The sequence below is a fragment of the Stenotrophomonas sp. BR163 genome, assembly GCF_047520985.2.
Lineage (GTDB): Bacteria > Pseudomonadota > Gammaproteobacteria > Xanthomonadales > Xanthomonadaceae > Stenotrophomonas > Stenotrophomonas sepilia.
On the sequence record NZ_JAXBRE020000042.1, the window covers coordinates 13947 to 28124 of the forward strand.

14 protein-coding genes are annotated in these 14178 nt (G+C 67.9%); 5 read left to right on the forward strand and 9 right to left on the reverse strand.

Translation table 11 applies throughout. The annotated features are described in order from the left end of the window. Nucleotides 1–100: 100 nt before the first annotated feature. From ACM0PY_RS20045 to pdeM, 4 genes are all read left to right on the forward strand, one after another. Nucleotides 101–1099 (forward strand): ligase-associated DNA damage response exonuclease, encoded by a 999-nt coding sequence (locus tag ACM0PY_RS20045; RefSeq protein WP_180884536.1) that lies wholly within the window; start codon nucleotides 101–103, stop codon nucleotides 1097–1099. Continuing rightward, nucleotides 1096–2703 (forward strand): ATP-dependent DNA ligase, encoded by a 1608-nt coding sequence (locus ACM0PY_RS20050; protein ID WP_072169096.1) that lies wholly within the window; start codon nucleotides 1096–1098, stop codon nucleotides 2701–2703. The genes ACM0PY_RS20045 and ACM0PY_RS20050 overlap by 4 nt, the downstream gene beginning before the upstream one ends. Nucleotides 2704–2780: 77 nt before the next feature. After that, nucleotides 2781–5159, forward strand: a complete 2379-nt coding sequence (locus ACM0PY_RS20055; RefSeq protein ID WP_414609446.1) for a ligase-associated DNA damage response DEXH box helicase — start codon at nucleotides 2781–2783, stop codon at nucleotides 5157–5159. Next, complete coding sequence (pdeM, locus tag ACM0PY_RS20060; RefSeq protein WP_134971728.1) at nucleotides 5149–5790, forward strand: ligase-associated DNA damage response endonuclease PdeM; 642 nt, start codon at nucleotides 5149–5151, stop codon at nucleotides 5788–5790. Before ACM0PY_RS20055 ends, pdeM begins: the two co-directional genes overlap by 11 nt. Nucleotide 5791: 1 nt before the next feature. Here pdeM and ACM0PY_RS20065 read toward each other — a convergent pair whose 3' ends face one another. The 9 genes from ACM0PY_RS20065 to rlmD form a co-directional block, all read right to left on the reverse strand. Then, entirely contained in the window at nucleotides 5792–6061 is a 270-nt protein-coding gene (locus tag ACM0PY_RS20065) for a hypothetical protein (protein ID WP_134971744.1), read from the reverse strand. Nucleotides 6062–6241: 180 nt separating this feature from the next. Then, on the reverse strand, nucleotides 6242–7510 hold the full coding sequence (locus ACM0PY_RS20070; protein ID WP_180884534.1) for an FAD-dependent oxidoreductase: 1269 nt from the start codon (nucleotides 7508–7510) through the stop codon (nucleotides 6242–6244). 124 nt (nucleotides 7511–7634) lie between these two features. Continuing rightward, nucleotides 7635–7841 (reverse strand): cold-shock protein, encoded by a 207-nt coding sequence (locus tag ACM0PY_RS20075; protein ID WP_005410590.1) that lies wholly within the window; start codon nucleotides 7839–7841, stop codon nucleotides 7635–7637. Nucleotides 7842–7929: 88 nt separating this feature from the next. Next, complete coding sequence (locus ACM0PY_RS20080; protein ID WP_005418222.1) at nucleotides 7930–8676, reverse strand: S-methyl-5'-thioinosine phosphorylase; 747 nt, start codon at nucleotides 8674–8676, stop codon at nucleotides 7930–7932. 82 nt (nucleotides 8677–8758) lie between these two features. Further along, a complete protein-coding gene (locus tag ACM0PY_RS20085; protein ID WP_005418223.1) occupies nucleotides 8759–9313 on the reverse strand; it encodes a hypoxanthine-guanine phosphoribosyltransferase in 555 nt (184 codons plus the stop codon). Then, complete coding sequence (gene nagZ / locus ACM0PY_RS20090; RefSeq protein ID WP_180884532.1) at nucleotides 9313–10320, reverse strand: beta-N-acetylhexosaminidase; 1008 nt, start codon at nucleotides 10318–10320, stop codon at nucleotides 9313–9315. The genes ACM0PY_RS20085 and nagZ overlap by 1 nt, the downstream gene beginning before the upstream one ends. Nucleotides 10321–10482: 162 nt before the next feature. Then, nucleotides 10483–11178: a DsbA family oxidoreductase gene (locus ACM0PY_RS20095; RefSeq protein WP_180884530.1), complete on the reverse strand. Its 696-nt coding sequence runs from the start codon at nucleotides 11176–11178 to the stop codon at nucleotides 10483–10485. Between the two features lie 113 nt (nucleotides 11179–11291). Beyond that, the gene (locus tag ACM0PY_RS20100; protein ID WP_180884528.1) at nucleotides 11292–11777 is read right to left on the reverse strand and encodes a CYTH domain-containing protein; all 486 of its coding nucleotides are present in this window, start codon (nucleotides 11775–11777) and stop codon (nucleotides 11292–11294) included. Nucleotides 11778–11811: 34 nt separating this feature from the next. Continuing rightward, a complete protein-coding gene (gene rlmD, locus ACM0PY_RS20105; protein WP_180884526.1) occupies nucleotides 11812–13146 on the reverse strand; it encodes a 23S rRNA (uracil(1939)-C(5))-methyltransferase RlmD in 1335 nt (444 codons plus the stop codon). A gap of 127 nt (nucleotides 13147–13273) precedes the next feature. Between rlmD and ACM0PY_RS20110 the strand changes: the two genes are divergently transcribed. Next, on the forward strand, nucleotides 13274–14002 hold the full coding sequence (locus tag ACM0PY_RS20110) for a response regulator (protein WP_180884524.1): 729 nt from the start codon (nucleotides 13274–13276) through the stop codon (nucleotides 14000–14002). Nucleotides 14003–14178 lie beyond the last annotated feature (176 nt).

Below are 14178 nucleotides of genomic sequence, written 5' to 3' on the forward strand. Positions count from 1 at the left end.
GCGGCAAGAGGTATGCGGTCCGATTGTGCCGCATGACTTGCCAAGCCCGTGTTCAGGCCGGTTCTCACCCTGTGCACGAGCGGCAGGCCACAGTGACCGCATGGCAGCCAACGACGATCTGGTGGTGTTGCGCCCGGAAGGGCTGTACTGCGCCGCCGGCGATTTCCATATTGATCCCTGGCGACCGGTAGCGCGCGCGCTCATCACCCATGGCCACGGGGATCACGCCCGCCCGGGCATGGGCGAGTACCACTGCAGCCAAGGCAGCCTGCCGATCCTGCGCTGGCGCCTGGGCGATGTGCCGGTGCAGGCGCACGTCGAGGGCGTGCCGTTTCGCCTGGGCCGGGTACAGGTATCGCTGCATCCAGCCGGTCACGTCCTGGGGTCTTCGCAGGTGCGCGTCGACGACGGGCGGCAGGTCTGGGTCGCCTCCGGCGACTACAAGCGGCAGCCTGACCCAACCTGTGCGCCGTTCGAAGTGGTGCCCTGCGATACCTTCATCACCGAAGCCACCTTCGCCCTGCCGATCTACCGCTGGCCGGACACGCCGGCCGTCGCTGCCGAAATCGTGGCGTGGCGCCGCGAATGCGAACAACGCGGCGAGGCTGCGATCCTGCTGTGCTATGCACTCGGCAAGGCACAACGGGTGCTGGCCGAGCTGCGGCCGCTGGACGATCGGCCGGCCTGGCTGCATGGCGCCATCGCCAATGGCGTGGCGGTGTACCGGCAGGCCGGCGTACCGATGCTGGAGACGCTCACCGTGGCCGCACAGGGCCGCCAGCCCGATGCCGCCGGCCAGTTGATCCTCGCCCCGCCCTCGGCTGCGGGCACGCCCTGGATGCGCCGCTTCGGCCGTCACCAGCTGGGCTTCGCCTCGGGCTGGATGCAACTGCGCGGCAACCGCCGCCGCCGCAACGTTGATCGTGGCTTCGTCATTTCCGACCACGCCGATTGGCCCGCACTGCTGCAGACGATCGAACAGACCGGCGCGCAGCGGGTGATCGCCACCCATGGCAATACCGATGCGTTGATTCCGTTCCTGCGCGAACGCGGCGTGGCTGCCGAAGCCTTCCGTACCGATTTCGGGAGCGAGGAATGAAGGCCTTCGCAGCACTCTACCAACGCCTGGACCGCAGCACTGCCACGCTGGACAAGCGAGCGGCACTGGTCGATTACTTCGGCCAGGCAGGCGCGCACGATGCGGCGTGGGCGCTGTACCTGCTCAGTGGTGGCAAGGTGGGCGGCGCGCGCAGGAAGATCGCCGCCAGTGGCGAACTGCGCGCCTGGATTGCCGAGGAATCAGGGTTGCCACCGTGGCTGGTGGAGGACAGCTATGCGCAGGTGGGTGACCTGGCCGAAACGCTGACCCTGCTGCTGGACGACCCACCGAACCCCTCGCCTGACCGGCCCCTGGCCGAATGGATCGAACAGCACCTGCTGGCGGTGGCCAACCAACCCGAGGCGATGCGCCGTGCGGCAGTCGTGGCCGGCTGGCAGCAGCTGTGCAGCAGCGAACGCCTGGTGTTCAACAAGCTGCTGACCGGCGCCCTGCGCGTTGGCGTCTCGCAACGACTGGTGCAGCAGGCGCTGGCCGAATGGTCCGGCCTGGACATCGCACGCATCGCCCAGCGCATGCTGGGCGAGTGGGTGCCCTCGCCCGGGCTGCTGGCCCAGCTGCTGTCGCCGGATGAGCTGCCGCTGGACCGGCAGCAGCCCTACCCGTTCTTCCTCGCCTCGCCACTGGAGGGCAACCCTGCCGAACGACTCGGCGCGATCGATGACTGGCTGCTGGAATGGAAGTGGGATGGCATCCGCCTGCAGCTGCTGCGCCGGCGCGGCGAGGTCGCCTTGTGGTCACGCGGCGAAGAGCGGCTGGATGGCCGCTTTCCCGAGATCGAACAGGCGGCGATGGCGCTTCCCGATGGCTGCGTGCTGGACGGCGAGCTGCTGGCCTGGGACGAAGCCGCGGACCTGCCGCGTGCCTTCACCGCGCTGCAGACGCGCATCCAGCGCCGAAAACCCGGTGCGGCCACCCTGCGCAACACGCCGGTGCGGGTGCTCGCCTATGACCTGCTTGAACTCGATGGCGTGGACCTGCGCGAACGTCCGCTGCAGCAGCGGCGCGCGCGTCTCGCCGAGGTCGTCGGTGCACTGAACGATGCACGGATCCAGCTCTCACCGGGCGTTGACGCCGACGACTGGCTCCAGGCGGCGGCAATGCGCGACGTGGCACGCGAACGCGGCGTGGAAGGACTGATGCTGAAACGGCATGCCTCGCCCTACCAGGCCGGACGCCGCCGCGGTGACTGGTGGAAATGGAAGGTCGATCCGCTCACCATCGATGCGGTGCTCCTGTACGCGCAGGCCGGCCATGGGCGGCGCAGCACGCTGTACACCGACTACACCTTCGGCGTCTGGGACGGCGACACGCTGGTACCGGTCGCCAAGGCCTATTCGGGCCTGGATGACAAGGAAATCCTCGCGCTTGATCGCTGGATCCGCGCCAACACCCGCGAGCGCTTCGGCCCGGTGCGCAGCGTTCGCGCCGAACACGTCTTCGAGCTGGGCTTCGAGGCGGTCAACCGCAGCAGCCGGCACAAGTCGGGCATCGCTGTGCGCTTTCCGCGCATCCTGCGCTGGCGCCACGACAAGCCCGCCAGCGAAGCCGATCAGCTGGCCACGCTGCAGGCATTGGCACGATGAACCGCAGCCAGGCACTGCGCCGGCTGGAAGACTGGTTCGCGTCCAGAGGCTGGCGCTCACTGCCGTTCCAGCGCGCGATGTGGCGTCACTATCTCGCCGGCGAATCGGGACTGCTGCACACACCCACAGGCAGCGGCAAGACACTGGCGATGTTCGGAGGGCCGCTGCTGCAGGCCATGATCGACCCGCCGCCCTCCCCCCGCCGCGCCAGCGCGGTACGCCCGCTGCAGGTGCTGTGGGTGACCCCCTTGCGCGCCTTGGCCAGCGACACTGCGCGCGCGCTGCAGACCGTGGTCGATGGGCTGGGGCTGGGTTGGCGTGTCGGCCTGCGCAGTGGTGACGCCAGCAACCGCGAGCGGCGCCAGGCGCGCGAAGGCCGCATCGACGTACTGGTGACGACGCCGGAATCACTGGCGCTGCTGCTGAGCTATCCAGATACGCAGCCGCGCATGCAGCGGCTGCGCTGCGTGGTGGTGGACGAATGGCACGAACTGCTGGGAAACAAGCGCGGCGTCCTGCTGCAGTTGAACCTGGCGGTGTTGCGCGATGCCACGCCGGCATTGCAGCTGTGGGGACTGTCAGCCACCCTGGGCAATCTGCAGGAGGCGCGCGACGTGCTGCTGCCCGGGCGACCGGAAGCACCGATCGTGCAGGGCGTACGGCCGCGCCCACTGAGCCTGCGCAGCCTGTTGCCAGACCCCGGCGAGCGCTTCCCATGGGCGGGGCATCTGGGCCTGGCACAGCTGCCACGCGTGCTGGAGGCGCTGATGCAGGCACGCAGCAGCCTGCTGTTCACCAACACCCGTGCACAGGCGGAACTGTGGCATCAGGCGCTGGCGGCGGTCTGGCCGGAAGAACCGGACACGCTTGCACTGCACCACGGCTCGCTGGATCCGGCACTGCGCCAGCAGGTGGAGGATGGCCTGCGCGCGGGCGCGCTGCGCTGCGTGGTTGCCACCTCCAGCCTCGACCTGGGCGTCGACTTCCCCGAGGTCGAGCAGGTCCTGCAGCTGGGCAGCCCGAAGGGCGTAGCGCGTCTGCGCCAGCGCGCCGGACGCGCACGTCACCGCCCGGGTGCCAGCGGCGCCATCCTGTGCGTGCCCAGCCATGCGCTGGAACTGGCCGAGTACGCTGCGGTGCGCCGTGCCTTGGCTGAAGGTGTGGTCGAAGCGCGCAGGCCGCCGATGCTGTCGCTGGATGTGCTGGCCCAGCACGCGGTCAGCCGCGCACTGGCGGGCGGCTTCGACAGCACTGCGCTGCTGGCACAGGTCCGGCGTACCCATGCCTTCGCGTCGCTCGGCGACGACCAGTGGCAGGCCGTGCTCACGTTCATCGTGCAGGGCGGGCAGGCGTTGGCCCAGTACCCCGATTTCCACAAGGTCGTGCGAGATGCCGATGGGTGGTACCGCATGCACGACCGCCGCCAGGCACTGCGTCATCGGCTGTCGATCGGCACCATCAGCAGCGATGGCAGCGTGCGCGTGCAGTTTCTGCGCGGCGGCGGTCTGGGCGCCGTGGAGGAGCAGTTCGCCAGCCGCCTGCGCCGTGGCGACCGCTTCCAGTTCGCCGGGCGCCTGCTGGAGCTGGTGCAGCTGCGCGACATGACCGCCTTCGTGCGGTTGGCACGAGGGCGCGGAGACGGTGTCGTGCCACGCTGGCAGGGAGGCCAGTTGCCGCTGTCGATGCCACTCGGACGCGAGCTGGAGTGGGTACTGTCCGGTGCTGACGACAGCGCCGAATCACGCTGGCTTTCGCCCTTGCTGGCACTGCAGCAACAGTTGTCGGCGCTTCCCGGCCCGGACCACCTGCTGGTGGAAGAGGTGCGGCGTCGCGAAGGCCAGTTCCTGTTCGTCTATCCCTTTGCCGGCCGCCACGTGCATGAGGCGCTGGCCGCCCTGCTGGCACTGCGCTGTACCCGCCGGCAGCGCAACAGCATCGGCTATGCGGTGAACGATCACGGCCTGGTGCTGGCACCGGCACAGGCCATCGATCTGGATGCGGCGCAATGGCGGGCGCTGTTCGCCACCGATCAGCTGCTGGATGACCTGCGTGCTGCGGTGAACCTGGGCGAGCTGGCGCGTCGCCAGTTCCGCGGCATCGCACGCGTCGCCGGCCTGCTGGTCCCCAGCCTGCCCGGTGGCATGCCACGGGCACTGCGCCAGCTGCAGGCGTCCGCGGGACTGCTCTACGACGTACTGCGCGAGCACGACCCGGATCACCTGCTGCTGGCGCTGGCGGAACAGGAAGTGCTGAATGACAGCCTCGACATGCCGGGGCTGCAACAGGTACTGGCCAGGATTCGGATGCAGACCCTCTCGGTGCATCGCCCGGCGTCACTGACGCCGTTGGGTTTCCCGCTGTGGGCCGAACGCCTGCGCGGGCAGTTCAGCAACGAAGACTGGCGTACCCGGGTGCAACGCGTGGCCCAGCAGCTGGAGCGTCGGCATGGCCGATGAACTGCCGCTGCTGCGCGCAGGCGAGCCGCTGGTGCTGCTTGGCGCGCGTGCACTGTACTGGCCCGCGCGGCAGGCACTGCTGCTCGCCGATCTGCACCTGGGCAAGGCCGATGTCTTCCGCCGCGCAGGCATCGCGCTGCCCGGCGGCGGTACCGGCAAGGACCTGCAACGCCTGCAGGGGCTGCTGGACGCGCGTGCCTGCCGCGAGATGTGGATCCTGGGCGACATCCTGCATGGCCCGGCGCATCGTGCTGCGTGGTACCAGCAATGGCTGGGATGGCGCGAACGCAATGCCGCACTGGACGTGCATGTCCTGCGCGGAAATCATGACCGGCAGCTGCCGCATGCCGAGCTGCAGGTGCAGATCCACGACGAAGTACGGTTGCCACCGTTCCTGCTTCGGCATGAGCCGGTGCCCGATGCGGAGCTGCATGTGATCGCCGGGCATCTGCATCCACAGATCGCTTTGCCTCCGTTGCGGCGGCGCTTCCCCGCATTCTGGCTGCGTGACAGGATGACGCTCCTGCCGGCCTTCTCCGCGTTCACCGCCGGAATCGTTCCTGTTCCCGCTGCCGGCGAACAGATGGTCGCCTGCGTGGACAACGGCCTGGTGGCACTGCCCCTGGCTTGAATCAGGCCGGACGGATATCCAGCTGCGGCATCAGCTGGAACTCAGGCGTGTCCTCTTCCCGTCGCCGCGGCAAGGCCTGGACCGCCGCCAGCATCTCCTGCGCGCAGGTGCGGATGCGCGTGTGGTGCTCCGGCGACGCATGACTGATCAGGCTGCCGACATGGAACTCGAACACGTCCTCCAGTACGTCGGGCTGGTCCTCGTGCAGCATCTGCAACAGACCGCGCAGCTTGCAGATTTCCGATTCCAGCTCCTCGACCGCGAACAACATGGCATCCTCCTCTTCGACAACAGGCGGCACATCCGGGCCGCAACGGGCCGCGACGGCAGCGCCTCCCGGGCCACGCGCGATGTTGATCACGGAAAGGAAAACGGGCGACGCGCAATCGCGTGCAACCTACTTCTCGCATATGCGCAGTGAGGCAACCGTTAATTCACGTGACGACGCGTTTCACGCAGTGGCCGTGATCGCGTTGATGCGAGGCGCCTGCGCCGCAGTGGCCAGCGCGTCGACGAAAGCCGGATCCAGCGCGAGCGAACCGAACCAGCCATGCTGGGTACCGCTGAGCACACGCAGCATGTGACCACGTCCACCCGGCAGGCGCCCCATCGGGCCGAGCAGCACGTCGCGCGCTTTGGCCCAGGCATCGCGATCGGACTGGAACAGCGGCGTCAGCCAACGGCTCCAGCGCTGGTAGACCGCAACGTGTGCCCTGCGCTGCGCCTGGTAGGCCTGCAATGCCGCGGCACCGCCACCATGCGCGCGCAAGGCATCGCGCAGCGCCAGCGCATCGAGCAGCGCCATGTTCACGCCCTGGCCCAGCTGTGGGCTCATCGCATGCGCGGCATCGCCGGCCAGCACCATGCGGCCGTGATGCCAGCGCGTCATCACCGCGTCGCGGTAGACGGCCCGTGCCAGCTGGCCGGCGTCACGCAGATGCGCGAAGCGTGCACTGGCCTGCGGCCACAGCGCATGCAGTTCGTCCAACCAGGGCGTCATGCCGTCGGCCTGCCAACGTTCGAAATCGGCGCGTGGCAGGCTCCAGAAAAAGCTCAGGCGCGGCGTGTCATCACCGGGCCGCGTACCGACCGGCAACAGCCCGATCATCTTGCGTGCGGCCACGTAGCGCTGCCGCAGCTCCTGCAGGTGTGGCCAGTCTTCGGCCGGCAACAGGCACCACAGCGCACCCCACGGATACACGCGATCCAGTCCGTTACCGTCTTTGATCGTGCCGCGCAGCGTCGAGGCTGCACCATCGGCGGCCACCACCAGGTCGAACGCACCGTGCAGGCGCCCTTCGCTGTCACGCAAGCGGCCCTGCTCGGCATCCACTGCGGCAATGCTGACGCCGGCATGCAGCTGGCCCGCACCAGCACGCGCATCATCCAGCAACGAGAACAGGGAGCCGCGCTGCATGCCGAGGCCGTGCAGGCGCGCGTCCAGGCCGGCGTAGCGCATGTCCATCACTGCGCGTTCGCACGGCGTATCGCCGTACAGGCGATGCACCGGCGCGGCATGCGCGCGCACGGCGTCAAGCAGGCCCATCTGCCACAGCACCTGCAGGCCGCTGGGCTGCAGCAGGAAACCGGCGCCAACCGGTCCCGGCGTGGGCACACGTTCGAAGATCTCCACCTCGTGGCCATCACGGGAGAGCAGGATGGACAATGCCTGTCCAGCGGTGCCGTAGCCGATCACGGCGATGCGCAGTCGTTCCTTCATGGGCGCATTGTGCCCGAGCGCAAATCCGGATGCCCAGCGGGGCCCCGCCCACGGCAGCGCAATTCTTGTCGCAGCGCAAAAAAAACCCCGCCGGAGCGGGGTTTTCAACGCACTGTCGAGTGGATCACTCGGCCGGCGTGATGTTCGAAGCCTGGGCGCCCTTCGGGCCCTGGGTCACGTCATAGGTGACACGCTGGCCTTCCTGCAGGCTGCGGAAGCCCTTGGAGTTGATGGCGGAGAAGTGCGCGAACACGTCGGCGCTGCCATCCTCCGGCGAGATGAAGCCAAATCCCTTGGCGTCGTTGAACCACTTGACGGTACCGTTCGGCATGGTGATGCGAGACCTTATGCAATGAATGGGTGGTGTACGCTGAACCCGCGCACAAGCTGAGTATGCAAAGCTTGCTCGGGGAAGACAATCACCCCCGCGCCAATTCGCCCACCAGTTCCGGAAGTCCGTTGCTGGCCGCCTGCACATTGGCCAGCACTTCGGCCATCGTAATCTCCTCGCCATCACCGCAGCCGGCGGCCCAGTTGGCGATGATCGCCAGGCAGGCATAATCCAGGCCCAGCTCCCGCGCCAGTGCGGCTTCCGGCATGCCGGTCATGCCCACCAGATCGCAACCGTCGCGGCGCATGCGGGCGATTTCGGCGATCGTTTCCAAGCGCGGGCCCTGCGTTGCGCCATAGCAGCCACCGTCATGGACCGTGACACCGGTCACTTTGGCTGCCGCCAGGATCTTGCTGCGCAGCATCGGCGTGTACGGATGGCCGAAATCGACGTGGACCACGTCGGAGCCTTCTTCTTCACAGATCGTGCTGATGCGGCCCCAGGTGTAGTCGATGATCTGGTCCGGGCAGGCGAGCACGCGCGGACCGAAGTTCTCGGTGATGCCACCCACCGTGTTCAATGCCAGCACCCGCTGCGCGCCCAGCTGCTGCAGCGCAGCCAGGTTGGCTCGGTAGTTGATCTTGTGCGGCGGCAGCGAATGCCCCTCGCCATGCCGCGCCAGGAACGCCACGCGATGGCCGAGCAGCGTGCCCACGCGCACCGGGCCCGATGGGCGGCCGAAGCGGGTGTCGACCTCGTGGGTCTGCACGTCGTCAAGCTTGGCCAGGTTGTAGACACCGGTACCGCCGATCACGGCCAGGGCGATCTGTTGCATTCGAAGCACTCCATGAAAAGACGAACGCCGGCACCCGAGGATGCCGGCGGCAGAAGAAGACGCGCCGCGGGCGGCTGCGCCGTTATTCCTTCATCGCGTAGATGGCCGGCACGCAGCGCAGGGTCTCGTTGACGTCCATGCCGAAGCCGAACACGTAGCGGTCCGGCAGCTCGATGCCCGCGTAATCGGCGGTCACGTCAGGCAGCGCACGGTCGTGCTTCTTCACGGTCATCGCAGCGATGCGCACATCGGTCGCGCCCTGTTCCAGGCACCAGGTGCGAACGCCCTGCAGGGTGTAGCCCTCGTCGAGGATGTCGTCGACCAGCAGCACGCGGCGGCCGAACAGCGAGGTGGCCGGCTTGTGCTTCCAGACCAGGTCACCGCCGGTGGTTTCGCCGCGGTAGCGGGTGGCGTGCAGGTAATCGAACTGCACGTCCTGGCCGCGCGCGCCCAGTTCCAGCGCCAGCTGGCCGGCGAACGGCAGCGCACCATGCATGATCGACAGGAACAACGGCACCTCGCCCTTGTAATCGCGCGCGATGGCGTCGGCGATAGCAGCGATGGCCTTGTCGATGGTGGGGCGGTCGACCAGCAGGTCAGCCTGGGCCAGGGCCTGGGAAATGGTGAGGTTGGGCATCAGACGGTTCTTCCAAGGGTTTCAAGCAGACGGGATTGGGTGTCGCCATGGCGGGCATCGGCCAGCAGGCCGTCCCAGCCGAGTGCGCCGCGGCCGAGCAGGCCCAGCAGCGCAGCAGTATTGAGGGAGCGTCCCTGCACCGCATGCAGGGCTTCATCGACCAGTTCCGGATGGCAAACCAGCACCACGTCGCAGCCGGCGTACAGGTGCGCGTGCACGCGTGCCGGCACGCCGCCGGCGCTGTGCGAGGCGGCCATGCCGATGTCATCGGAGAACACCACGCCGCGGAAGCCGAGTTCGCCGCGCAGGATGTCCTGGATCCAGCGTGGGGAATAGCCGGCGGGCTCCGGTGCCACCTGCGGATAGATCACGTGCGCCATCATCACCGCATCGGCACCGGCGGCGATGCCGGCCTGGAACGGCACCAAGTCCTGCGCGCGCAGTTCGTCCAGCGCGCGTGGATCGATCGCGGTATCCACGTGGGTGTCTTCCAGCACGGTGCCGTGGCCAGGGAAATGCTTGAGCGTGGCGGCCATGCCGACCGCGTGCATGCCGCGCACATAGGCTGCGGTGAACGCGGCCACGACCTGCGGATCTTCACTGAAGGCGCGGTTGCCGATGGCGCGGTTGCCGCGGCCAAGGTCGACCACCGGGGCGAAGCTGAGATCCAGGCCGCTGGCGCGGACTTCACTGGCCATCAGCCAGGCATGCTGCTCGGCCAGCGCCAGGGCCTGCTGCGGGTCGGTGGCGTACAGGGCACCAACGTCCTGCAGCGGCGGAAGATCGCTGTAACCCTCGCGGAAGCGCTGTACGCGCCCGCCTTCCTGGTCCACGCAGATCAGCTGCGGGCGCGGGGCAGCGGCACGGATGGCCGCGCTCAGATCGGTCACCTGCTGGCGCGAGGCGAAGTTGCGCTTGAACAGCACCACTCCGGCCACGGCGTCGTGCTGCAGCCAGTCACGTTCCTGGGCGGTCAGTTCGGTGCCGGCAACGCCGATCAGCAGCATGGTCGATCTCCACAACGCGCGCCCGCATGGCGCAGTGCCGCATTGTCGCAGAACCGGCCGACAGGCGCAGTGGTCAGAAAAAGGGACGGAGGGGATCAAGGCGCAATCGGCCCAAGGGGCTGGATACGTCTTAATCCCCTCCGTCCCCTTTTGAGGAGCCGGTCAGACCTTGCAGCCGTCCGGGCCGCAGGCCTCGTCGCCGTCAGCCGGGGTGGCCGGGGCGCCCTGTTCGGCCGCGATCTGCTGCAGGGCCTGGGCGAACGCTTCTGGCGGCTGGGCCCCGGAAATCGCCCACTTCCCATCGATGACGAAGGTCGGCACCGAAGAAATGCCCAGTGCATGGGCCTGCGCCAGCTTGGCTTCGACCTCGGCCAGGCCCCGGTCGGAGGCCAGCATCTGCGCGATTTCACCACCGTCCAGGCCGCCCGCCACGCCGGCCTTCACCAGCACTGCGGTATCAGCCAGATTCTGGCCATGCTCGAAGTGGGCGCGGAACAGCGATTCACCCACCGCATCCTGCACGCCATGCTGACCGGCCAGCCACAACACCCGATGCGCCGGCAGTGTGGTCACCCGCACCTGGCCCTGGTTGAAATCCATCGGCAGCCCCTCCGCGCGTGCGGTGGTCTGGGTCTGGCCGAGGATCTGCTCGGTGCGCTCGACGCCCCCGAACTTGCGCGCATAGGCCTCGCGCAGCGGCACCGGGGTGTCGTCCGCATCCGGGTCCAGCTGGAACGGCTGCCAGTGGATATCGAGGTCAGGCGCGTTCGGGCCCAGCAACTGCACGCCCTGCTGGAAACGATGCTTGCCGATCCAGCACCAGGGGCAGACCACGTCGGAGTAGATGTCGATTCTCATCCGAACGACATGGGGACCGCCTTCCTCGATAAAAGGGGACGGAGGGGATTAAGTCGCTTTCCGCACAGGCGGGGTAAAGCCGACTTAATCCCCTCCGTCCCCTTTTTGGGGGTTCACCACTGTGAATACGGGCGGCTGGCCAGGGCAACGTTGTAGTAGCGGGCGTCATCGGTCACTTCGGCGCCGACCCAGTCCGGCAGGTCGATGGCTTGGTCCGCGCTTTCCAGCTCGACTTCGGCCACCACCAGGCCGGCGTTGTCACCGAGGAACTCGTCCACTTCCCAGGTCAGGCCGGCGTGTTCGACCAGATGGCGGCGCTTGTCGATCAGGCCGCCGACACACAACACCAGCAGTGCGCGCGCGTCCTCCACGGGGATCGGGTAGTCGAACTCCTGCCGGGTGTGGCCGAGGGTGCGCGACTTCAGGTTCAGCGCGGCGTGGTCGCCTTCGATGCGCACGCGCACCGAGGCGTTCTGGGTGCCGCGGTCGAGCGCGCCCATGTCGTTGATGTAGCCCTGCGCCATCGGGATCACCCGATGCGCGGCGGTGCGCCAGCCATCGCTGCTGACCAGGAATTTGCGTTCGATTTCGATGCCCATGGCGCAATTATGCGCCACGGGTGATGACGGCTGCTCAGCGCTTTTCGAATACCGCGATGCTTTCCACGTGCGCGGTGTGCGGGAACATGTCCATGGCACCGGCGCTGACCAGGGTGAAGCCCTGTTCGTTGACCAGATAGCCGGCATCGCGCGCCAGCGAGCCCGGGTGGCAGCTGACGTAGACGATACGCTTGAACTGCTTCAGCGGCAGCTGCTGCAGCACTTCGATCGCGCCCGAGCGCGGCGGATCCAGCAGCAGCTTGTCGAAGCCCTGGCGCATCCACGCCGTGCTGCGCTGGTCCTGGGTCAGGTCGGCGCTGAAGAACTGCGCGTTGGCCAGGCCGTTGCGCTCGGCGTTCTCACGCGCACGCGCCACCAGGCCTGCATCGCCTTCCACACCCACCACTTCACGCACACGGCGGGCCAGCGGCAGGGTGAAGTTGCCCAGGCCGCAGAACAGGTCCAGCACGCGCTCGTCCTTACCCGGCTGCAGCAGGTCCAGGGCGTGGGCGATCATCTTCTCGTTGAGCTTGGCGTTGACCTGGATGAAATCCAACGGGCGGAACGCCAGCTCGACATCCCACGGCGCCAGCCGGAACGACAGCGGCACGCCCTGCCCGTCCAGCGGCTGCACGGTGTCCACGCCGCCGGACTGCAGGTAGATCACGAACCCATGCTGCTGGCCGAAGGCAGCCCAGGCCGCGCGGTCCGCATCGCTGAGCGGTTGCAGGTGGCGCACGGTCAGCACCACCGCCTGGTCACCGGCGATGAACTCGATCTGCGGGATGTCGCGCTTGCCATCGAGCGTTTCAATGAAGGTGGACAGCGCCTCGACCTTGGTGCCGATTTCCGGAATCACCGTCAGGCATTGGCTGAGGTCGGCGACGAAACGCGGATCCTGTTCACGGAAGCCGACCAGGGTCTTGTCCTTCTTCTCGACCCGGCGCACCGAGAAGCGGCCCTTGCGGCGGTAACCCCAGCTCTCGCCGACCAGCGGCGGCAGCACGGTGCCCGGCTTCACATGGCCGATCCGCTCCAGGTTGTCCATCAGCACGCGCTGCTTGGCGACGATCTGCTGGGCCTCGTCCAGGTGCTGCAGTACGCAGCCGGCACAGGTGCCGAAATGGGGGCACTTGGGGGTCACCCGCTGCGGCGAGGCCTGCAGCACCTCCAGCGTGCGCGCCTCGTCGAAATGGCGGCTGCGGGCTGTCTGTTCGGCCACCACCACTTCACCGGGCAGGGCGCCGCTGACGAAGGTAACCTTGCTGCCCTCGCCTTCACGGCGGGCGACACCGCGACCATCATGGCTGAGGTCGAGGATCTCGGTCTGGAACGGGGTACGGTCGGTGCGGGAGCGGGATCGGGCCACGTGGCAACAGGCTGCGGGCAAAAATGGGGGCGTATTGTCGCAGATCCTGACCGATGGGGCCCGGACCCGCTTGCGCCCGTGGCCGTCGTGCATGATGATTGGGACAGCTGACATGGAGGCAGCCCTGATGCAGATGACCCCGCGGGCCGCACGGCCCCGCTTCCTGCTTGTCGAGGACGACATCATCAGCCGCGGTTTTTTCAAGGCGGCGTTGGAAACGTTACCGGCGGATGTGGATACCGCAGATTCGCTGGCCAGTGCCCTGGCCAGTGCCGAGCCCGGCTCGCATGACCTGTGGCTGATCGACGTCAACCTGCCGGACGGCAATGGCGCGCAGCTGTTGCGTGAGTTGCGCCGTTCACATCCCGACACGCCGGCGCTGGCACATACCGCCGACGGCGATGCCTCCATTCACGCCCGCCTGCGCGAAGCTGGTTTCAGCGACACGCTGGTCAAGCCACTGGGCCGCGACCAGCTGCTGAAGGCCGTGCGCCGAGCGCTGGTCAACAGCCCGGCGGGGATCTTCGTGGCACAGGCCCCGGCCGCGGTCGAACTGGCCGTACAGGACTGGGACGAGACCGCAGCCCTGGCAGCGCTCAATGGCCAGCGCAACCACCTGATCGCACTGCGCGAACTGTTCCTGGCCGAGTTGCCGGGCGTGCGCGACGCGGTCGAGCAGGCGGTGGACCAGCACGACGAGCGCCAGTTGCGCAGCCAGTTGCATCGGCTGCAGGCGAGCTGTGGCTTCGTGGGGGCGACCCGGTTGGGCCGGGCCGTGCGCCAGCTGCATTACGCACCCGACTCCGGGCAGGCCCAGGACGGCTTCCGCGCCGCAGTGGCTGCCCTGCTGCATTGAGGGTTGGTCGGCAGGGCTGCGCCCCTGCACCCGCAGATGCTTCAAGCCAGAGCAACATCAAAGGCCAGAGCCAGAGCGGCTCTGGCCTTCTGCTTGTTGGGCGGGCCGGTGTGGGTGGGCAGGACACGCCGTAAACCCGTCCATGGGGGCTCGATGGCGCCATCCATGGCGCCAAC